This window comes from Herbaspirillum lusitanum (assembly GCF_046025995.1).
Classification (GTDB): Bacteria; Pseudomonadota; Gammaproteobacteria; order Burkholderiales; family Burkholderiaceae_D; genus Herbaspirillum; species Herbaspirillum lusitanum_A.
Genome location: NZ_JAQQFM010000014.1, coordinates 33094 through 52157, shown reverse-complemented (window position 1 = coordinate 52157; position 19064 = coordinate 33094). Strand labels below are relative to the sequence as shown.

At 60.1% G+C, this 19064-nt stretch carries 18 protein-coding genes; 12 read left to right on the top strand and 6 right to left on the bottom strand.

From position 1 onward, the window contains the following. Positions 1 to 12: 12 nt before the first annotated feature. The 3 genes from PQR62_RS23930 (at position 13) to PQR62_RS23920 (ending at position 3717) form a co-directional block, all read left to right on the top strand. Positions 13 to 1038 (top strand): diguanylate cyclase, encoded by a 1026-nt coding sequence (locus PQR62_RS23930; RefSeq protein ID WP_408160585.1) that lies wholly within the window; start codon positions 13 to 15, stop codon positions 1036 to 1038. Between the two features lie 49 nt (positions 1039 to 1087). Beyond that, positions 1088 to 1540 (top strand): MaoC family dehydratase, encoded by a 453-nt coding sequence (locus PQR62_RS23925; RefSeq protein WP_408160584.1) that lies wholly within the window; start codon positions 1088 to 1090, stop codon positions 1538 to 1540. A 365-nt stretch (positions 1541 to 1905) separates the two neighbouring features. After that, entirely contained in the window at positions 1906 to 3717 is a 1812-nt protein-coding gene (locus PQR62_RS23920) for a GGDEF domain-containing protein (RefSeq protein WP_408160583.1), read from the top strand. A gap of 125 nt (positions 3718 to 3842) precedes the next feature. Here PQR62_RS23920 and PQR62_RS23915 read toward each other — a convergent pair whose 3' ends face one another. The 5 genes from PQR62_RS23915 to PQR62_RS23895 form a co-directional block, all read right to left on the bottom strand. Then, on the bottom strand, positions 3843 to 4535 hold the full coding sequence (locus PQR62_RS23915; RefSeq protein ID WP_408160582.1) for a glutathione binding-like protein: 693 nt from the start codon (positions 4533 to 4535) through the stop codon (positions 3843 to 3845). Between the two features lie 281 nt (positions 4536 to 4816). Further along, the gene (locus PQR62_RS23910) at positions 4817 to 5977 is read right to left on the bottom strand and encodes a pyridoxal phosphate-dependent aminotransferase (protein ID WP_408160581.1); all 1161 of its coding nucleotides are present in this window, start codon (positions 5975 to 5977) and stop codon (positions 4817 to 4819) included. A 129-nt stretch (positions 5978 to 6106) separates the two neighbouring features. Further along, positions 6107 to 6637, bottom strand: a complete 531-nt coding sequence (locus PQR62_RS23905; protein ID WP_408160580.1) for a putative toxin-antitoxin system toxin component, PIN family — start codon at positions 6635 to 6637, stop codon at positions 6107 to 6109. Between the two features lie 35 nt (positions 6638 to 6672). Beyond that, entirely contained in the window at positions 6673 to 6960 is a 288-nt protein-coding gene (locus PQR62_RS23900; RefSeq protein ID WP_408160579.1) for a hypothetical protein, read from the bottom strand. A gap of 282 nt (positions 6961 to 7242) precedes the next feature. Beyond that, positions 7243 to 8997 carry a methyl-accepting chemotaxis protein gene (locus PQR62_RS23895; protein ID WP_408160578.1) on the bottom strand — a complete coding sequence of 585 codons (1755 nt, stop codon included), beginning with the start codon at positions 8995 to 8997 and terminating at the stop codon, positions 7243 to 7245. 504 nt (positions 8998 to 9501) lie between these two features. On the opposite strand from PQR62_RS23895, the gene yaaA reads away from it, so the two are divergent. Then, entirely contained in the window at positions 9502 to 10278 is a 777-nt protein-coding gene (gene yaaA / locus PQR62_RS23890; RefSeq protein WP_408160577.1) for a peroxide stress protein YaaA, read from the top strand. A 111-nt stretch (positions 10279 to 10389) separates the two neighbouring features. Here the strand turns inward: yaaA and PQR62_RS23885 are convergent, their stop codons facing one another. After that, positions 10390 to 11190 carry an outer membrane protein assembly factor BamD gene (locus tag PQR62_RS23885; protein ID WP_408160576.1) on the bottom strand — a complete coding sequence of 267 codons (801 nt, stop codon included), beginning with the start codon at positions 11188 to 11190 and terminating at the stop codon, positions 10390 to 10392. Positions 11191 to 11291: 101 nt separating this feature from the next. Here PQR62_RS23885 and PQR62_RS23880 point away from each other — a divergent pair, with 101 nt between their 5' ends. The 8 genes from PQR62_RS23880 (at position 11292) to PQR62_RS23845 (ending at position 19035) form a co-directional block, all read left to right on the top strand. Then, positions 11292 to 12365 carry an RluA family pseudouridine synthase gene (locus PQR62_RS23880; protein ID WP_408160575.1) on the top strand — a complete coding sequence of 358 codons (1074 nt, stop codon included), beginning with the start codon at positions 11292 to 11294 and terminating at the stop codon, positions 12363 to 12365. A 149-nt stretch (positions 12366 to 12514) separates the two neighbouring features. Beyond that, positions 12515 to 13261 (top strand): peptidoglycan editing factor PgeF, encoded by a 747-nt coding sequence (gene pgeF, locus PQR62_RS23875; RefSeq protein ID WP_408160574.1) that lies wholly within the window; start codon positions 12515 to 12517, stop codon positions 13259 to 13261. A gap of 319 nt (positions 13262 to 13580) precedes the next feature. Next, entirely contained in the window at positions 13581 to 14318 is a 738-nt protein-coding gene (locus tag PQR62_RS23870) for an IclR family transcriptional regulator (protein WP_408160573.1), read from the top strand. Positions 14319 to 14465: 147 nt separating this feature from the next. Next, complete coding sequence (locus tag PQR62_RS23865; RefSeq protein WP_408160618.1) at positions 14466 to 15218, top strand: transporter substrate-binding domain-containing protein; 753 nt, start codon at positions 14466 to 14468, stop codon at positions 15216 to 15218. A 295-nt stretch (positions 15219 to 15513) separates the two neighbouring features. After that, on the top strand, positions 15514 to 16179 hold the full coding sequence (locus PQR62_RS23860) for an amino acid ABC transporter permease (RefSeq protein ID WP_408160572.1): 666 nt from the start codon (positions 15514 to 15516) through the stop codon (positions 16177 to 16179). Further along, complete coding sequence (locus tag PQR62_RS23855; RefSeq protein ID WP_408160571.1) at positions 16179 to 16970, top strand: amino acid ABC transporter ATP-binding protein; 792 nt, start codon at positions 16179 to 16181, stop codon at positions 16968 to 16970. The genes PQR62_RS23860 and PQR62_RS23855 overlap by 1 nt, the downstream gene beginning before the upstream one ends. Then, positions 16960 to 17598, top strand: coding sequence for a HutD/Ves family protein (locus PQR62_RS23850; protein WP_408160570.1), 639 nt, complete (start codon positions 16960 to 16962; stop codon positions 17596 to 17598). Before PQR62_RS23855 ends, PQR62_RS23850 begins: the two co-directional genes overlap by 11 nt. A 33-nt stretch (positions 17599 to 17631) precedes the next feature. Then, on the top strand, positions 17632 to 19035 hold the full coding sequence (locus tag PQR62_RS23845) for a formimidoylglutamate deiminase (protein ID WP_408160569.1): 1404 nt from the start codon (positions 17632 to 17634) through the stop codon (positions 19033 to 19035). The last annotated feature ends 29 nt before the right edge of the window (positions 19036 to 19064 follow it).

The following is a 19064-nucleotide window of genomic DNA, read 5'->3' as shown; positions in this document are numbered from 1 at the left end:
CGGAAGGAAATCATGGCGTCTTCGGACTACAGCGACAACGAGCCGGACATTAGTTTGCCGGCGGACGACTACAAGATCATGGTCTTACTGGTAGACGACCAGGCCATGGTGGGCGAGGCTATCCGGCGCGCCTTGCTGAAGGAGGAAAACCTCGATTTCCATTTCTGCGCACGGGCTGAAGAAGCGCTGGAGGTGGCCGAACGTACGCGGCCGACCGTGATCCTGCAGGATCTGGTGATGCCCGGCGTCGACGGCCTGACGCTGGTGCGCCTGTATCGCCAGAGTCCGGTGCTGGCGGATGTGCCCATCATCGTGCTGTCGAGCAAGGAAGACGCCACCATCAAGCGCGACGCTTTTGCTGCAGGCGTCAACGACTACATGGTGAAGCTGCCTGACACGATCGAGCTGGTGGCGCGCATCCGCTATCACTCGCGCTCCTACATTAATCTCTTGCAGCGCGACGCCGCCTATCGCGCCTTGCGCGAGAGCCAGCAGCAATTGCAGAAGACCAACTTCGAGCTGCAGCGCCTGACCAATACCGACGGCCTGACTGCTATCGCCAATCGCCGTTATTTCGATGACTATCTGGGCGCGGAATGGAAGCGCGCGCGGCGCGAGCAATTGCAATTGTCGATGCTGCTGATTGACGTCGATTTCTTCAAGCAATACAACGACAACTACGGCCACGTGGCCGGCGACGGCGTGCTGAAGGAAGTGGCGCGCGCGCTGGATCGCAGCAACATGCGCGCAGCCGACCTCAATGCGCGTTTCGGCGGCGAAGAGTTCGCGGTGATCCTGCCGGCCACCGATCTGAACGGCGCGGTGGCATTGGGTCAGCGCATCTGCGAAGAGATCGAGCATCTGCAGATTGCCCATGCGCATTCTCAGGCCAGCCAGTGGCTGACGGTCAGCATCGGCGCCGCCTGCATCGTGCCGCGTCCGGAGCAGACGCCGAACGACCTGATTGAAATGGCGGATCGCCGTCTCTACCTGGCCAAGCAGCAGGGCAAGAACCGGGTCGTGTCGGAAGACGCCTGATAGCGCTGCAACAAGATCCGATCAAGAACAGAACACCATACGGAAGCCTATGCGCGCAATCGCCACGCTGGAAGAACTGCATGCCCTGAGCGGCCAGGAGGTCGCCGTCAGCGACTGGATCACGATCACCCAGGAGCAGGTAGATCGCTTTGCCGACGCCACCGGCGATCATCAGTGGATACACGTGGATGTCGAACGCGCGCGCAAGGAGCTGCCGTTCGGCGGCACCATCGCGCACGGTTTTCTGACGCTGGGCTTGTTGCCGCAGATTCTGAGTCAGAGCATTTCGCTGGGCGAGGTCAGGATGCTGGTCAACTACGGCCTCAACCGGGTGCGCTTTCCAGCACCGTTGCCGGTCGGCAATCGTGTGCGCGGACATGTGGTCTTGCAGTCGGTGGAAGACATCGCCGGCGGCGCTCAACTGATCTGGGAAATCAGCATCGAACGTGAAGGCGGCGATAAACCTGTCTGTGTGGCCGAGTTCATCGTGCGCCGCTACTGAACATTTCTCTTCCGTGCACTGTGTTGTGCATGCGACATTTGTCATCTCTTCTTAGTACTTTGGCGTTGCGCAGGCTGAATGTCAGCTTCGCGTAAAACGCTGGTCAGAAAACAGTGGTAAGGTGGAATCGTTTTGCAAGCGATTCACCCTGCAAATGATGATGCATGATGTTAAGACCGGCGCGCGCAAACGTTCCGGGGCATGTCGGCGAAACACCTCATGTTCAGCGTGTGTCCGAGATGTCGCCGGCACATGGATCACCAGGCGCGCGAGAGTGCTGCTGCAGAACTGGTTTCAATGATTCTGATCGACACATGAAGTCTGACATCAACAAAAACAATGACCCCGGCGCTCAGCAGAAGGCCATGGCCATTTGCAACGAGGCAATGACCTATATCGTGCGCGGCGCTCCGCTGACGCAGACTTTGCCGCTTGTGGTGCAGGCCTTCAACACCCAATACCCCGGTTTTTCGATTGCCATGCTGCTGTTCGACGCAGCATCTCAAAGGCTGAGCATCGGCGCTGTGCAGGGCTTGCCGCAGTCGTATTGCGAAGGCATGGCAGCGCTGGAGGTGCCGACGGTTGATGCCGTGCAGTTTGAACAGCGCTTTGCCGAACTCACAGTGCAGCATGGCCACCAGATTGCTGAATCCATTCCTTTGCGTTCCATCGCCGATGCCGTTCTCGGTCTGTTCGTGCTGTATTCGGCGCCCGGGCAGTTGCGCGTGACGGACCCCGGTTCCACCTCCATCCATCAGCAGCAATACGCACGCTATCGCCAGACCCTCAACGGCACGCTGGCGCTGGCGCTGCTGGCAATCGAACGCGCGCATATGACGATGGCGGCGCAGACTGCCGCAGCGACAGAGGCGCGGGAAAGCAGCCAGGATCAGCGCGTGGCGCGCATGGCGCTGGCGATCGAAGGCAGCGGCACCGGCATCTGGGACCGCAATGCCGTGACCGGCGAGATTCATTATTCACAAGGCTGGAAGGCTATTCTCGGTTACGAAGACTGGGAGTTGTCGAACCGCATTGAAGACAGCTACACACGTCTGCACCCTGATGATTTGCCGTATGTACAGGCAACCATTCGCGAGCACTTCGAAAAGAAGAGCGATAGCTATGTGGTCGAGCATCGCATCCGCTGCAAGGATCAGAGTTACAAATGGATCTCGAGTCGCGGCAAGGTGGTCAGCCGTGATGCGCAGGGCAATGCCTTGCGCATGGTCGGCACCACCACCGACATTACCGAGATGCGCGTGCTGTCGGAGCAACTGAGCAAGAGCGTCGAGCTGGTGACCGGGCTGACCAATGAAATTCCGGGCCTGGTGTTTCAATACACCACGCGGCCTGACGGCAGCGGCTACTTTTCTTATGTGAGCGAAGGCGTGGGCGACATCTACGAACTCAGCCCGCAGCAATTGAAGGATGGGCCGGAACTGATCGATGCACTGATCCATCCGGAAGACATGCATGCTTATCAGGCTTCGTTGCAGGCGCTGAGAGACGGCGAAGACTGCTGGAAGCTGGAGTATCGCGTGCTGCTGCCGCGCCAGGGCCTGCGCTGGCGCAAGGGCCATGCCCAGCGTCACGCCATCGGCGACGGCGGTTCTCTGTGGCACGGTTTCATTTCAGACGTGACCGACAGCAAGCTGCTGGAGCTGGAGTTGCAGGAAATCGCCCGTACCGATTTTCTGACCTTGCTGCCGAACCGTCGCTATTTCATGACGCGGCTGGAGGAAGAATGCAATCGCCTGCGGCATCTGGCCAATGCCAGCACCGCCGTGCTGATGTGCGATCTCGACCACTTCAAGCTGATCAATGACAGTCACGGCCATGCCGTGGGCGATCTGGTGCTGAAGAATTTTTCAGAAGTCTTACGCGGCACGCTGCGTCTGAGCGACACCGGCGGCCGCATCGGCGGCGAAGAATTCGCCATGCTCTTGCCTGATACCGATCTGGAGGCTGCGCGTAGTTTTGCGGCCCGCCTGCAACGTCGTTTCGCTGACAAGCCGCTATCGCTCGGTGTTGAAATTCTGCCGGTCACGGTCAGCATCGGCATTGCCATCATGGATGCCGGTCATGCCGGCGCCGAAGTCGTGCTGGCGCAGAGCGATGCCGCGCTTTACCGCGCCAAGCAGCGCGGACGCAATCGGATCGAGAGTCTGGAGCGCTGACGCAAGCGCATTCGCCGGATGATTAAAAAAGAGACCGCAGGCATATGCCCCGGTCTCTTTTTCATTGCATCGATTGCAATCGATCATCACGGCAATCGATGCCTGCTGAGCTCAGCGTCTTTCGATCAGCGCTTTTGATACTGGCTCTTGCCGAACAGCAGTTCCTTGGCTTTGTCGTCGTGCAGCGGCTTGCGCTTGTCGGCCAGCACGGTCACGCCGCGTTGCACCGCCGGGCGTGCGTTGATGGCATCGAACCAGCGCTTGACGTTGGGGAAGTCCTCCAGCGCGATGCCCTGGTTCTTGTGCGAACGGGTCCAGGGAAAGCAGGCGATGTCGGCAATCGTGTATTCATCGCCGGCCAGATAAGCATGTTTGCCGAGTTGCTTGTCCATCACGCCGTACAGGCGCTTGGCTTCATTGCTGTAGCGATTGACGGCATAGTCGATCTGCTCGGGCGCGTACAGGCGGAAGTGGTGTGCTTGCCCCAGCATCGGGCCGAGACCGCCCATCTGAAACATCACCCATTGCAGCACCTCGAATTTTTCGCGGTCGGTGGTGCCCAGAAAACGGCCGGTTTTGCCTGCCAGATAAATCAGGATGGCGCCGGATTCGAACAGCGAGATAGGCGTGCCGTCCGGACCCTCGGAGTCGACGATGGCAGGAATCTTGTTGTTCGGCGAAATCTTCAGAAACTCCGGCGTAAACTGGTCGCCGGTACCGATATCGATGGCATGCGCCTGATAGGGCAGGCCGCATTCTTCCAGCATGATGTGAATCTTGTGACCGTTGGGCGTGGCCCAGCTATAGACGTCGATCATGTATTTCCTTGTGTGAAAAATGAATGATGAGAGAGCGGCGCAGCGTGCTGTATCCGTCATGGTGAGCGCAGGCTGATCGCCAAAATGCCGGGCTAGTGTAGCCCATCGGCCATGAGTTCGCAGGCGAGGCGGCTTTGTCGCGCAAGCTCTTCAGGAGCTCAACTTTGCGCCGGATCCAGGCGATGAAACTTTGTGCCGGACATGAAAAAACGGCGGCTCCGGATCCGGATGCCGCCGTTTTTTCTGCTGTCGTTTTTGCCTGCGCTTACATCGCGCAGCAATCAGAGCCTGGCCAGACGGTCCAGCGCCAGTTGCAGGGTTTCATCCTTCTTGGCGAAGCAGAAGCGCACGATGCCGGATTCCTTGGGCGTGTTGTAGAAGGCCGAGACCGGAATCGCCGCCACACCGATTTCGGTGGTCAGCCATTTGGAGAATTCAGCCTCCGGCAAATCCGAAATGGCGCCGTATTCCACGCACTGGAAATAGGTGCCTTCCGACGGCAGCAACTTGAAGCGGGTGTTTTTCAGGCCGTCGCGGAACAGGTCGCGCTTGCGCTGATAGAAGGCCGGCAGGTCCAGATACGGCGCGGGATTCTTCATGTAGGCCGCCAGACCGTATTGCACCGGCGTATTGACGGTGAACACATTGAACTGGTGCACCTTGCGGAATTCAGCTATCAAGGCCGCCGGCGCTGCCACGTAGCCGACCTTCCAGCCGGTCACGTGATAGGTCTTGCCGAAGCTGGAATTGATGAAACTGCGCTGCGCCAGCTCAGGGTGGCGGCTCAGCGATTCATGCGGTTGCTGGTCGAACACCATGTGTTCATACACTTCGTCGGACAAGATCAGGATGTCGGTGCCGCGCACGATGTCGGCCAGCGCCTGAATGTCGGCCGCCTTGAGCACGGTGCCGGTCGGATTGTGCGGGGTGTTGACCATGATCATGCGCGTCCTGGGCGTGACCGCTGCGGCCACTTTGTCCCACGGCACGCTGAAGCCATTGGCGTCGACCGTCATCTGCACAAACACCGGAATGCCGCCGGCCAGTTCGATGGCGGGCACGTAGCAGTCGTAGGCCGGTTCCAGCACGATCACTTCATCGCCGGCATGCACCGCGCACAAGACCGAGGTCAGCACGCCTTGCGTGGCGCCCGCGGTGACGGTGATTTCGCTGACCGGATCGTAGGCGTAGCCGTACAGCGCCTTGACCTTTTGCGCGATCGCTTCGCGCAAGACCTGCACGCCGGCCATCGGTGGATATTGATTGAGGCCATCCTGCATGGCGCCGGTCACGGCTTGCACCAGCGCCGGGTCGCAGTTGAAGTCGGGGAAGCCCTGGCCGAGGTTGACTGCGCCGCGTTCGCTGGCGAGCGCCGACATGACGGTGAAAATGGTCGTGCCGACATTCGGCAGCTTGGAAACGATATTGGCTGGATTGCTCATTGCGGGCGGTGCATGAATGCTGTTGTTTTAATCTGAACGAGTCGGCTATTTTAGCCGGAATCGCTGTCTCCTATCTTCTGCCGGCGCTGAGGCCGGCATGTCTTGCTGCAAATACAGGTACAAGGTGGTTCAGGAAAGTGCGCGCGGCACATGCAGTTCTGCGTTCCAGGCCTGCGGCGGGATGATGCGGAACATCCCCTTGTTCAGGGTTTTTCGCGCCAGCTTGAGCAAGGCCTTGTCCTTGGTGATCAGAACATCCGCGCCCGACTGCAAGGCCAGTTCCAGAAACTTCTGATCGTCCTTGTCGCTGCACAGCGGCAGGCCGAAGCTGTTCACGCCGGCGACCGGCAAGCAAGTGATCAACTGATCGAAGGCGGCGCAGATGTCCGGCTTGTCGGCTTCGGTCAGCGGCAGGTGAGGGTAGTTCAGCACCGCCATCCATTCGTTGCGGCAATCGTCGCGCGTCACCGCCTGAATCGACTTGTCGCGCAGGGCTTGCAGCAAGGCATCCCAGCGCGGATCGCGGAACACGAACAGATCGAGACAGACATTGGTGTCCAGCACTACACGCGGCAGGGTGGCAGATCCGGCTGCGCTGCTGCCATCATTCAGTTCTGCCGCAGCCGCCGGCACTGCGCTTGTCGCTATGGTATTTGTCACTTCAGTTTCGGAAATCAATATTCAACCGCATTCAATCAATTGTCTATGCCCCGGTTAGGCTCCGGCGCGATGGCGCCCGGCTTGCTAATGTCGACGCCGGCATCCAGCAGATCGTAACCCTGATCGGTCACACGCCAGAAATTATGCATGTCCACCGCTACCAGACTGCGGTCATGCAGCAGGCGCAGATGATGCAGAATTTGCTCGGGAGGAACGTTTTGCGAACTCAGACCGCTCTGGATCTTTTCGACATCGCCGTAGGTCGTGCCGAATGTGGACAGAGTTTTAAGAATGTCCGCCATCAAAGCTTTATCGCGCTTCATGTCTCCTCCATGTGAATTCCGTTTCGCATGAGCCGACCCCGGAATGTGGCCGATTGTCACGCAAGACCGAGGATGCCTGCAGCATACCTCAGTCAACCGCAGCCTGCATGTGCTCGCGCCCATACAGCAGGCTCTTGATCAGCCTGACTGCATCTGCATCGTTAACGACAGGCTGGCGATAACTTGATGCCAGGCATCACCGATTGTCGATGCGGCAACATCCGACTGAAAAAAAGCGGCCGTATCAGGGCCGCTTTTCATGCACATGCGCAAACGCCCGGCTCAGAACTGTTCCCATGAACCGCCGTCATCATTGCCGCTGGGCAGCGGTTTGCTATCGGCTTTCCTGGGCGGCAAGGCCGGTGCCGACTTGTGCGCCAGCGGCTTGGCCTGAGTCTGGCTCGGGCTGATTGTTTTCAGCGGCGCTGCGGGCGGTTTGCGCAGCACTGCAGAATGTGAAGCAGGCTGGCCTGCATGGCTCAGTTGCGAGCGATCCAGTTTGAACACACTGACGATTTCAGCCAGCTTGCCGGCCTGATCCTGCAAGGACTGAGCCGCTGCGGCAGCTTGTTCCACCAGTGCTGCGTTTTGCTGGGTAACCTCGTCCATCTGGGTGATGGCGGTGTTGACCTGTTCGATGCCGGAACTCTGTTCCTGGCTCGCTGAAGAAATTTCGCCGACGATGTCGGTCACGCGGCGTACGCTGTTCACCACTTCACTCATGGTGTTGCCTGCCTGTTCCACCAAGCGGCTACCGGCGTCGACCTTTGCCACGGAGTCGTCAATCAGTCCCTTGATTTCCTTGGCTGCGGCCGCCGAGCGTTGCGCCAGGCTGCGCACTTCCGAAGCCACGACGGCGAAACCGCGTCCCTGTTCGCCGGCACGCGCCGCTTCCACCGCTGCATTCAAGGCCAGAATATTGGTCTGGAAGGCGATGCCGTCGATGACGCTGATGATGTCGACGATCTTCTTTGACGAGGCATTGATCGACCCCATGGTGTCGACCACCTGGCCGACCACGCTGCCGCCCTGGCTCGCCACTTCCGATGCCGATACCGCCAGTTGGTTGGCCTGGCGCGCATTGTCTGCATTCTGTTTGACGGTGGAGGTAATTTCCTCCATCGCCGAGGCCGTTTCTTCCAGTGAGCTGGCCTGCTCCTCAGTGCGCGAAGAGAGATCCAGATTGCCGCTGGCAATTTCAGAGGAGGCGGTGCCGATGGTGTCCGTGCCCTGACGCACCTGACTCACGATGCGGAACAGGCTGTCGTTCATGGCCTTCAGCGAAACCATCAGGCGACCGGTTTCATCCTTGCTGGAGGGGTGGATTTCGGCCGTCAGGTCGCCTTCCGCCACACGCTGCGCAATATCGACCGCTTCCTGCAGCGGACGCGAAACCACGCGCGCCACCCACATGGCCAACAGCATGCCCAGAGCTATGCAAGAGGCCAGCAGCACGCCGATCAGGATGCGCGAGGATTCATAAGTGACCTGGGCATCGCGATCCGCCTTGTTGCTGCCGTCCTGATTGATGGCCACCAGCTTGTCGACGGTATCGAACAGTTTCAGATAAACCGGAGTCGATTGCTGCAGCAAGACGTCGCGGGCCTCCGTGTTTTTCTTGTCGCGCACCAGATCCGCCATTTTCTTGTGGATGGCGAGGAAGGATTCGAAATCGCTTTGCAGAATGCCGAAGTGCTGCTTTTCAAAATCGGTGTCAACCAGCGGCGCGTAACTGGCCATTCCTTTTTTGATGGCAGTGAACTGTTCTTCGACCTTGCTTTCCGTTACGGCGAAGGTCTGATCGCTGTCGGCCAGCAAGTGCTGCAATTGCAAGGTGCGGATGCGCGCCAGCGCGACCTTGATTTCCAGTGTGTAGCGTACGCTGGGCAGCCAGTTGGTGGCGATGTCGGTCGAGGCCTGGTTGACCTTGGCCAGTTGAACCACCGAGAAAATACCCTGGCCGGTCGCCAGCAGCAGGATCACGGCGAAGGTGATGAGCAGCTTCTTGGCGATGCGCAAGTCATAGAACCATTTCATGTTTTGCCCCTGTTGGATTAAGCATACGGCGCAGCGGGGAAGCCACGCCACGGTGTGGCGATTGATGGCGTCGGTATTCGTGCTTGCTCTGTCGGATTGCGGCTAAGCCTTGGTGCCGAGCTGCAACTTCGGACCGGGCCGGCTTTGCCGCTACATGCGACGAATTCGAGGTGCTCAGGTGCCACGTATAGGTGGCTGAGGATCGCGGCCGGCCGATGATGATTGCGGCAACGATGAAGATGTTTTTATCCTGACCCGGCACCTGGACGATTGGGCGACGGGTTGGGGAAAGATCAGTGTAGACCCCGTATGCCGCTTGTTAAAGCGCCATTAACAGCGGATTTCTCGTCCATATCGGCGGACGCTGTTTCTTTTTTTGCAATTCTTGATCTGAAATGAGAATACGTGCTCCAAGGACGGAAGGGGGCTTGCCTGCCACGCGCAAGCGCTGAGCTTTCGGTATGATTGCGGCACTTACGCATTTACTGTCTGGATCGAAAACTCATGCTGATTGTTTTGTCCCCCGCCAAGTCGCTCGACTACGAAACCCCTGCTGTTACCGACATCCATACCAAGCCCGGCTTCGTTCCGCGTTCGGCCGAACTGATCGAGGTGCTGAAGAAGCTCTCACCGGCCCAGATCGGCAGCCTGATGGGCATTTCCGATCAACTGGCGGTGCTCAATACCAACCGCTATGCCAACTGGTCGACCAGGTTCACCACCAAGAACGCCAAACAGGCGGTGCTGGCTTTCAACGGCGATGTCTACGAAGGCTTGGACGCGGCGTCGCTGTCAGCCAAGCAGCTCGACTACGTCCAAGCGCATGTGCGTATTCTGTCGGGCCTGTACGGCATGCTCAGGCCGCTCGACCTGATGCAGCCGTATCGCCTGGAAATGGGCACCAAGCTGGCCAATCCGCATGGCAAGGATCTGTATGCCTTCTGGGGTGATCAGGTGACCGAGTCGCTCAATGGTGAACTGGAGCAGCAAAAGGCGCCGGTGCTGGTGAATCTGGCGTCGGAGGAATACTTCAAGGTGGTGCGTCGCAAGGTGCTCAAGGCCAAGGTCATCGCACCCGTGTTCGAAGACTGGAAGGGCGGCAAGTACAAGATCATTTCCTTCTACGCCAAGCGCGCCCGCGGCCTGATGGCGCGTTACGCGGCGCTGAAGAACATCAGCCAGCCGGAGAAGCTGAAAGGCTTCGACCTCGACGGCTATGCTTTTGCCGAAGACGCTTCATCGGAAAGCAGCTGGGTGTTTCGCCGCCGTATCGCCGACTGAGTTGCCGGCCGCTCGCTGCGGCCGGTTTTTCAGGTTTGCAGCAAGCATAAAAAAAGCCTCGCAATTTATATTTGCGAGGCTTTTGTTTGGCCTGTCCGGCTTGTTACCGAATTACCAGATCTTCCACCATGGCTTGTCCTTGGCTTTCGGGCCGCCGGTGAAGTAAGCACTCTTCGGATACGTCGCCTGAATGATGCGCAGGGTGTCGTCGCGCAGCTTGTCCTGACCCAGTGCATCGTAGGAGCGCATCATGATGAACAATGCTTCCTCGTTGGCCGGTGCGTCCGGATATTCCTTGACCGCCGACTGGGCGCGGTTGGCCGCCGAGACATAGGCGCCGCGACGGAAGTAGTAGCGCGCCACGTGAACGTCGTAGGACGCCATCGCATTGACCAGATAGTTCATGCGGGCGATAGCATCCGGGGTGTATTTGCTTTCCGGGAAGCGTTCGGCCAGCAGCTTGAACGAATCGAAAGCATCGCGCATGGCTTTGGGATCGCGTTCTGTGTTGTCCTGATCGGTGAAGGTGTCGAAAATGCTGGTGCGATCATTGAAGTTGATCAGGCCGCGCAGGTAGTACATGTAATCGACATTAGGATGATTCGGGTGCAGCTTGATGAAGCGATCCACTGCGGCCAGGCCTTGCGCCTGCTCGTTCTGACGGTAGTAAGCGTAGGCGATATCCATCTGCGCCTGTTGCGCATAAGTGCCGAAGGGATAACGGGATTCCAGCTTTTCGAAGTACTTGATGGCCTTTTCGTAACCACCTGCATTCAGTTCATCCTTGGCTTCCGAGTATAATTTCGACGCAGACCAGCCGACTGTTTCATCTTTCTGTTCCGGCAACAGACCGCAGGCCGTCAAAGACAGTGCGAATGCGACGGTGACCAACTTCAATAAGAATTTTTGCATGACTTGTTTGCTTGACTGATTGCCGGGCGACAGGTGATGCCGTACCGGACGATGTGCAAAATGAAAAAGATACCCAAAAAACAATCCGCAGATTATAGCTGATGTCACGTACCAAACTCCCTCAGATTACAAATGTAGAGACGTCCGTAAGGATCGATCAAGCCGAAGCGCTCGAATTGGAAGATGGCGACGAAGCCGTCGACGATTTTTCAACCGAACTTGCGCCCATTTCACTCAAGATGACCGACGATGCCTGCGGGCAGCGTCTGGATAAAGTTCTGTCAGGACTGATTCCCGAATTCTCGCGCAGCCGCATCCAGCAATGGATAGAGGCCGGCCACGTGACCGTGGACGGCGCCCCGGCGCGCAATAAGATGACCGTGCTGGGCGATGAACTGGTCGAGGTGCTGCCGCAGGCGGCGCCGCAGGACAACGCCTACCAGGCCGAGGCGATGGACCTGGACATCGTGCACGAAGACAAAACCATCCTGGTGCTCAACAAGCCGGCCGGGCTGGTGGTGCATCCCGCCGCCGGCAACTGGAGCGGCACGCTGCTCAACGGTTTGCTGCATCACTGCCCGGCGCTGGCCAACGTGCCGCGCGCCGGCATCGTGCACAGGCTGGACAAGGACACCAGCGGCCTGATGGTGGTCGGCAAGACGCTGGCCGCGCAGACCGATCTGGTGCGCCAGTTGCAGGCGCGCAGCGTCAAGCGCCAGTATCTGGCGCTGGTGTGGGGCACGCCGCCGCTGAGCGGCACCGTGGATGCCGCCATGGCGCGTCACCCGCGCGATCGCATCAAGATGGCGGTGTCGCAGAGCATCACCGCCAAGCCGGCCGTCACGCATTACCGCAAGCTGGCCGGCGGCATGCTGGACGGCAAGGCGGTCAGCCTGATGCATTGCCGGCTCGAAACCGGCCGCACGCACCAGATCCGGGTGCACATGCAATCGCTGGGCTTCGCGCTGGTAGGCGACACTCTGTACGGCAAGCAGCATCTGGCAGCGTACTTTCCGCGCCAGGCCTTGCAGGCGGCGCGGCTGGGGCTGATTCATCCGTCTTCGGGCAAGCCGCGGCTATGGTCGGCGCCGATGCCGGCAGACTTCGCCGATCTGTTGCAACGTTCCGGCATTGCCGCCTCGGCAGCGGACTTCCCGGACGAGGAAGATGACTGAGTAGTGGCGTAGTGTGAGTCGGGGAATAGGAAGAGTCGGTCACGGCTGCATGAACTTGCCTGCAGCCGTTTTTCTTTACCCGGCCTGACCTGGTTTTACTGTCTTTTCATCCTGTTCTGCCGCCCCAGGGGCGTTTCGGAGACTTCCGCATGCAATTACTGATTCCGGACTGGAATGCGCCGGTCAATGTCGGCGCCTTCACCACGCTGCGCCAGGGCGGCGTCAGCCTGCCGCCTTATGCCGACGCGGATGGCAGCGGGGGGCTTAATCTCGGCCTGCATGTGGCCGACGACGCCACGCTGGTGCTGCACAATCGCGCTTTGCTGCGCAGTATCCTGCCGCAGGAGCCGGCCTGGCTGTCGCAGGTGCACGGCACCCAGGTAGCGGATGCCGCGCGCGTGATCCTGGGCGATGAGGCCGATGCCAGCATCAGTACCTTGCCCGGTGCGATTTGCGTGATGATGACCGCCGACTGTCTGCCGGTGCTGTTCTGCGACCGCGCCGGCAGCGTGGTCGGCGCCGCGCATGCCGGCTGGCGCGGACTGGCCGCCGGCATTCTTGAAAACACGGTGGCCGCGATGCGTGCGCGCGGTGCCGAAGACATCATGGCCTGGCTAGGCCCGGCCATCGGCCCGCAGCAGTTTGAAGTCGGCGCCGACGTATTGCAGGCCTTCGCTGCGCAAGACGGGCAGGCGCACGCCGCCTTTGCGGCGATCGATGGGCGCGACGGCAAATATCTGGCCGACATCTATCAGCTGGCGCGCTTGCGCCTGAATCGTGCCGGCGTGCAGGAGATTTCCGGCGGCGGCCTGTGCACGGTCAGCGATCCGCGCTTCTATTCCTATCGCCGCGACAAGACCACCGGACGCATGGCTTCCCTGATCTGGCTGAAGTAAGCGGCATATCGGTGTCAATGCAGGCAGGCGGGGAGACGATATTCCCGCCGTTTTTTTGTCCCTCGTGTTTTCAGATTGGTGCGGTTCGCCCGACTGCGCTACAGCCAGGTTTCTTTGCGGAAATTTTTCCTTGAGCCGCCATCCCCATCCGCCATCATCAGCCTCGCTCCCGCATAAAACGCCTTTCAAGCGGTCTTCAACTGGCGAATCTCGTCGCCCGGATATTTTTCCAGCAACACTGTAGAAATTATTTTATTTAAATTTCTCGCTCCTTGAGAAGCTTGCGCATAAAGTGAGAATTTAAATTTATAGTACATCCATGGATGCCACTGATACCCCAAGTATTGTCGACCGCGTACTGCATGTGCTGGCCTGTGTGGCCAAGGCAGGACGTCCCATCAGCGCCAAGCAGATCGCCGCACAGGTGGCGCTGCCGCTGAGTACCGTCTATCGCCATCTGGCGGCGCTCAAGAAATGGGGCCTGCTGCAGGAACACATGGACAGCGGCCTGTTCGAGCCCGGTCCGACCGGGGTGCAACTGGCCTGGGGCTTCGATCAGAACTCCAACCTGATCAGCCAGAGCCGCGAAGAAATCAGCGCGCTGGTGGCGCGCACCGGCGAGAGCGTTGGCCTGCTGGTCTACATCAACGGCCAGATGGTGTGCATCGCCATGGAAGAAGCCGATCAGCCGCTGCGCTGTTCCTTCGTCAAGGGCCGCGCCCATTCCATGTTCAAGGGCGCCTCGGCCAAGAGCCTGCTGGCGTTCTTGCCGCGCAGTTTGCAACAGCGCCTGATCGATACCGAATACGCCGGCGCGCCGCAAGAGGGCGAGGCCCTGCACGCGCAGATGGCTGAAGTCCGCAAGCGCGGTTACGCCATCAGCGAAAGCGAAGTCGATTTCGGCGTGTGGGGCGTGAGCGCGCCGCTGCTGTCGCACAACGGTCGTCTGGAAGGCACCTTGACCCTGATGGCGCCGGCCTTGCGCGTCGGCGAGCGCGAAGCCGAACTGATCCGCCTGACGCGTGAAACCGCCGAGCGCATCTGCAACCGATTTTGAAATGAGGGATCGGCGGCCAGCGTCCGTGCGGTCCGGCAGTCTGTGTTTCGTTTCTGTTTCGTTTGTCTCTTTGTTCTTCTCTTTTTTCGCCAGGACTTCATCCGGCATCCGTTCGCCCAGCATTTCCGTCCATCTCAAGGAACCATGATGAAAATTTCCAAGCTCTTGTGTGCATGTGCCGCTGTTTTTTCCCTGCTGACCGCCGTTGCGCCGGCAGCGTCCGCCGCCGATGACGTGATCCGCGTCGGCACCGATGCCACCTTCCCGCCCATGGAATTTCTCAAGGACGGCAAGCGCACCGGCTTCGACATTGAACTGATCGAAGCGCTGGCCAAGAGCATGGGCAAGAAAGTGCAATGGGTGGACATCGATTTCAAGGGCCTGATCCCGGGTCTGATTTCCAATCGCTTCGACATCGCCGCCTCGGCCATCTACATGACCGACGATCGTCGCAAGGTCGTCAATTTCAGCGATCCTTACTATCGTGGCGGTCTGGCGGTGCTGGTGCGTCGCGACGACAAGAGCATCAACGTGCCGGCCGATCTGGTCGCGGGCAAGAAGGTATCGGTACAGGTCGGCACCAAGTCGGTTGGCTATCTGAAAGACAATTTCCCGACCGTGGAACGGGTCGAGGTTGAAAAGAACCAGGCCATGTTCGATCTGCTGGCCACCGGCCGCGTCAATGCCGCCGTCACCGGCCGTCCTGCCGCAGTGGAATATGCCAAGGTGCAACCGCAAGTGCGCGTGCTCGACAAGGGCCTGACCACCGAGCTGTACGGCTTTGCGATGCGCAAGAACGATACTGAACTGGCCTCGCAACTGAACAAGGCATTGCAGACGCTGCGCACCAACGGCGTCTACACCAGGCTGACCGACAAGTGGTTCGGCAAGAGCGAGTAATTCGCTCCGACTGCCGGCCCGTACGACGTGATCTGCAGAGACGCGCGTGCCGGCAGCTCTGAACGACATCGGATTTTCGCTTGCATGATCCGATTGCCAGATTGTCTAAATTGCCGCGCTTTTTTCACACGCCTGATTTCCGTGGCCCGTCTCCGACGCGCAAATGACTCAAGCGAAAAACGCGGCGGCACGCGCGCTCTTCTTTTTCGAACCAAGCATCCGCAGCAGGCCTGCAACACCGGCCTGACGGGGGATTCTTTTTAGCTGCAATGTAGCTGCAAGCCGGAGCCAACATATGGATTTTGATTTTTCACCGGTCTGGGCGAGCTGGCGCGAACTGCTGTCGGGCGCCGCCGTCACGGTCGAGGTCACCGCCGCCGCGCTGGTGCTCGGCTGCGTCCTCGGTTTGCTGGTGGGGCTCGGTCGGCTGTCGCCGCAGCGGCGCTTCATCTATTCGCTGTGCACCGTCTACCTGACCCTGATTCGCGGCACGCCGCTGCTGGTGCAACTGTTCATTCTGTTTTTCGGCTTGCCGCATTTCGGCATCCTGCTGCCCGCCTATGTCTGCGGCATTCTGGGTCTCGGCATTTACAGCGGCGCCTACGTTTCGGAGATCGTGCGCGGCTCCATTCAGTCGATAGAAAAAGGTCAGATGGAAGCGGCGCGTTCGCTCGGCATGCCCTACAAGATCGCCATGCGTCGCGTGATTTTGCCGCAAGCCTTCGTGCGCATGATTCCGCCGCTCGGCAATGAGTTCATCGCGCTGATCAAGAACTCGGCACTGGTGTCTCTGCTGACCATCGCCGACGTCATGCACGAAGGTGAAAAGATCATCAGCGTGTCTTACCGCTCGCTGGAAGTCTATCTGGTGATCGCCCTGATTTATCTGGTGCTGACCGGCACCACTACATTGATTCTGCGCAAGATCGAACAGGTCCTGCGTTCGGATGGGAGAGTCTGATGAACCTGAACAATGCGGGCAGCCAAGCCATCATTGAAGTCAAAGGCCTGAAGAAATCCTTCGGTTCGCACGTGGTGCTGCAGAACATCGATTTCACCGTCCAGCCCAGCCAGGTGGTGGTCGTGATCGGCCCCAGCGGCTCCGGCAAGAGCACCTTTCTGCGCTGCCTGAATGGTCTGGAAACCGCCGAAGGCGGCACCATCCGTGCCTGCGGTCACGCCGTGGTGGAGCAGGGCAAGATGATGCCCGAAGCCAAACTCGATGCCCTGCGCACGGAAGTCGGCATGGTGTTCCAGTCCTTCAATCTGTTTCCGCATCTGAGCGTGCTGGACAACATCACCCTGGCGCCCACCGCCTTGCGCGGCGTGCCGCGCAAGCAGGCCGAAGAGCAGGGCCGCCAGCTGCTGAAAAAAGTCGGGCTGGAGCACAAGGCCGATGTCTATCCCGGCACCTTGTCCGGCGGGCAGAAGCAGCGCGTGGCGATTGCCCGCGCGCTGGCGATGGAACCCAAGGTCATGCTGTTCGATGAGCCGACGTCCGCGCTCGATCCCGAACTGGTGGGTGAAGTGCTGCAAGTGATGCAGAACCTGGCGGCGGAAGGCATGACCATGCTGATCGTCACGCACGAAATGGGCTTTGCGCGCGAAGTGGCCGACGTGGTGGTGGTGATGGATCAGGGCAGTATCGTCGAAGCCGGACCGCCGGCCCAGATCTTCACCGCACCGAAAGAAGCGCGCACGCGCAGCTTCCTGCAAACCATGCTGGCGCGCGAGGCTTCGCATGCCATCTGAAGCGAGGCAAGCCGTGGCTGCGCTGGATTCGATCGTCTCGCTGCAGCGGCTGCTGGAGATTCCGGCGCAGTCCTGGAAGAACCAGGGTGGCAGCACGCGCGAGCTGCATGTGGAACCGCCCGACAGCGATTTCAATTCCTTCATCTGGCGCGCCAGCGTGGCCGATGTCGATGCCGACGTTCCGTTTTCCACCTTTGACGGCGTTGCCCGCACCATCGTGCTGCTGGCCGGCGACGGTTTCGAAATACAGGTCGACGGCGCCAAGGTGCACGAACTGAGCAAAGCGTTTCAGCCGTTTTCCTTTGCCGGCGAAGCGGCGCTCAACGTGCGCCTGTACGGCGGCGGCACGCTGGATTTTAATCTGATGGTCAGGCGCAGCGACGCCGACGGCGAAGTCGTCGTCCTGAACGAACAGAATTCGCGGCGCTTGCCGGCGGCCACCGTTTTGCTCTACATGGCCAGCGGCGCCGGCCGCCTGACCACACCGCAAGGCGCGCAGCAAAGTCTGCGTGCCGGCGACGTGGTGCGTTTTCACGAAGGCGTCATCCTGCCCGAGCTGATCTGCGCCAGCGGCGCGGCGGCGCTGGCGGTACGGATTCATCGCAAGCGCCGGGCCGAACCGGCCTGAGCCGCCCCGGACCCTATTGAACCTGTCACAACCATGAACCAAGCAACACCTAAGAGTCTGTTCGCCGATCTGGCGCTGTTGCCGCAAGGCTGGTGCCGCAATGTCATCCTGAGCTGGGACGCCAACGGCGATCTCAGCAGCGTGACGCCGGACAGCATCTATTCACCGGCCATGCGCCGCGCCGCCGGCCCTGTGCTGCCCGGCATGCCGAATCTGCATTCGCATGCCTTCCAGCGCGCCATGGCCGGTCTGACCGAAACCATGGGCGATCCGGCCGATTCTTTCTGGAGCTGGCGCACGCTGATGTACCGTTTTGCCCAGCGTCTGCAACCCGAGCATTTGCAGGCGATCGGTCTGCATCTGTATATCGAGATGCTGAAAGCCGGCTACACCTCGGTCTGCGAGTTTCACTATCTGCATCATGCGGTCGGAGGCCAGGCCTATGCCAATCCGGCGGAACTTTCCGCACGCATCGTCAGCGCCGCCGACGAGGCCGGCATCGGCATGACGCTGCTGCCGGTGCTGTATCAATACAGCGGCTTCGGCGCCACCGCGCCGTCGACGCAGCAGGCGCGCTTCATCTCGTCGCCGGAATGGATACTCGATCTGCGCGCGCGCATGAAAAGGGATTTCCCGGAAAACGGCAGCCGCCGCTACGGCGTGGCGCCGCATTCGCTGCGTGCCGTTTCCGACGCCAGCCTGAAGCGGCTGGTGCAGGGCCTGAATGCGACGCCCGGCGACGCCGACGCGCCTATCCATATTCACGTGGCGGAACAGACGCGCGAGGTTGACGATTGCCTGGCGGCATTCGGCCGTCGCCCGGTGCAAATGTTGTTTGAACAGCAGCAGGTCGATGCACGCTGGTGTCTGGTGCATGCCACCCACATGAGCGACGACGAATACCGTGATGTGGCCGCCAGCGGTGCGGTGGTGGGTTTGTGCCCGACCACCGAGGCCAATCTGGGCGACGGCATCATCGATGCCCGGCGCCTGCTGGAAGATGGCGCCAGCTGGGGCGTGGGCTCGGACAGCAATGTCTGCGTCAATCCATGGGCAGAGCTGCGCTTGCTGGAGTACGGCCAACGCCTGCAGCATCGCCGCCGCAACGTGCTGGCCAATCCTCAGGCGCCGGCCGTGGCCGATCGCTTGCTGCAGCAGGCGATCGCCGGCGGCGCCGGTGTCAGCGGCCGCCGCGTGGCCGGCCTGACGGTGGGGCAGCGCGCCGATTTCCTGGTGCTGGACGGCGAAGACGCCAACCTGGCCGGACGCGCACCTGCGCAATTGCTCTCCGCACTGGTATTCTGCGAGCACAATGAGAACCCGGTACGCGACGTGTTTGTCGGCGGCAGGCAAGTGATCGCCGGCGGTCATCATCCGGAGCAAGCCCGTGCCCGCGCCGCCTATCGCGATGCAGTGACCGGCTTGCTCAAGGACTGAGCGGCTTGCTCATTTGCAGCAAAACCAGA

Coding starts and splice junctions, on each gene's coding strand:
- PQR62_RS23900 (WP_408160579.1), bottom strand. CDS start 6,960: ATGAAGCGCGATAAAGCTTTGATGGCGGACATTCTTAAAACTCTGTCC.
- PQR62_RS23865 (WP_408160618.1), top strand. CDS start 14,466: ATGAAAATTTCCAAGCTCTTGTGTGCATGTGCCGCTGTTTTTTCCCTG.
- PQR62_RS23880 (WP_408160575.1), top strand. CDS start 11,292: ATGTCACGTACCAAACTCCCTCAGATTACAAATGTAGAGACGTCCGTA.
- PQR62_RS23855 (WP_408160571.1), top strand. CDS start 16,179: ATGAACCTGAACAATGCGGGCAGCCAAGCCATCATTGAAGTCAAAGGC.
- pgeF (WP_408160574.1), top strand. CDS start 12,515: ATGCAATTACTGATTCCGGACTGGAATGCGCCGGTCAATGTCGGCGCC.
- PQR62_RS23850 (WP_408160570.1), top strand. CDS start 16,960: ATGCCATCTGAAGCGAGGCAAGCCGTGGCTGCGCTGGATTCGATCGTC.
- PQR62_RS23925 (WP_408160584.1), top strand. CDS start 1,088: ATGCGCGCAATCGCCACGCTGGAAGAACTGCATGCCCTGAGCGGCCAG.
- PQR62_RS23860 (WP_408160572.1), top strand. CDS start 15,514: ATGGATTTTGATTTTTCACCGGTCTGGGCGAGCTGGCGCGAACTGCTG.
- PQR62_RS23870 (WP_408160573.1), top strand. CDS start 13,581: ATGGATGCCACTGATACCCCAAGTATTGTCGACCGCGTACTGCATGTG.
- PQR62_RS23895 (WP_408160578.1), bottom strand. CDS start 8,997: ATGAAATGGTTCTATGACTTGCGCATCGCCAAGAAGCTGCTCATCACC.
- PQR62_RS23910 (WP_408160581.1), bottom strand. CDS start 5,977: ATGAGCAATCCAGCCAATATCGTTTCCAAGCTGCCGAATGTCGGCACG.
- PQR62_RS23920 (WP_408160583.1), top strand. CDS start 1,906: ATGGCCATTTGCAACGAGGCAATGACCTATATCGTGCGCGGCGCTCCG.
- PQR62_RS23915 (WP_408160582.1), bottom strand. CDS start 4,535: ATGATCGACGTCTATAGCTGGGCCACGCCCAACGGTCACAAGATTCAC.
- PQR62_RS23930 (WP_408160585.1), top strand. CDS start 13: ATGGCGTCTTCGGACTACAGCGACAACGAGCCGGACATTAGTTTGCCG.
- PQR62_RS23845 (WP_408160569.1), top strand. CDS start 17,632: ATGAACCAAGCAACACCTAAGAGTCTGTTCGCCGATCTGGCGCTGTTG.
- yaaA (WP_408160577.1), top strand. CDS start 9,502: ATGCTGATTGTTTTGTCCCCCGCCAAGTCGCTCGACTACGAAACCCCT.
- PQR62_RS23885 (WP_408160576.1), bottom strand. CDS start 11,190: ATGCAAAAATTCTTATTGAAGTTGGTCACCGTCGCATTCGCACTGTCT.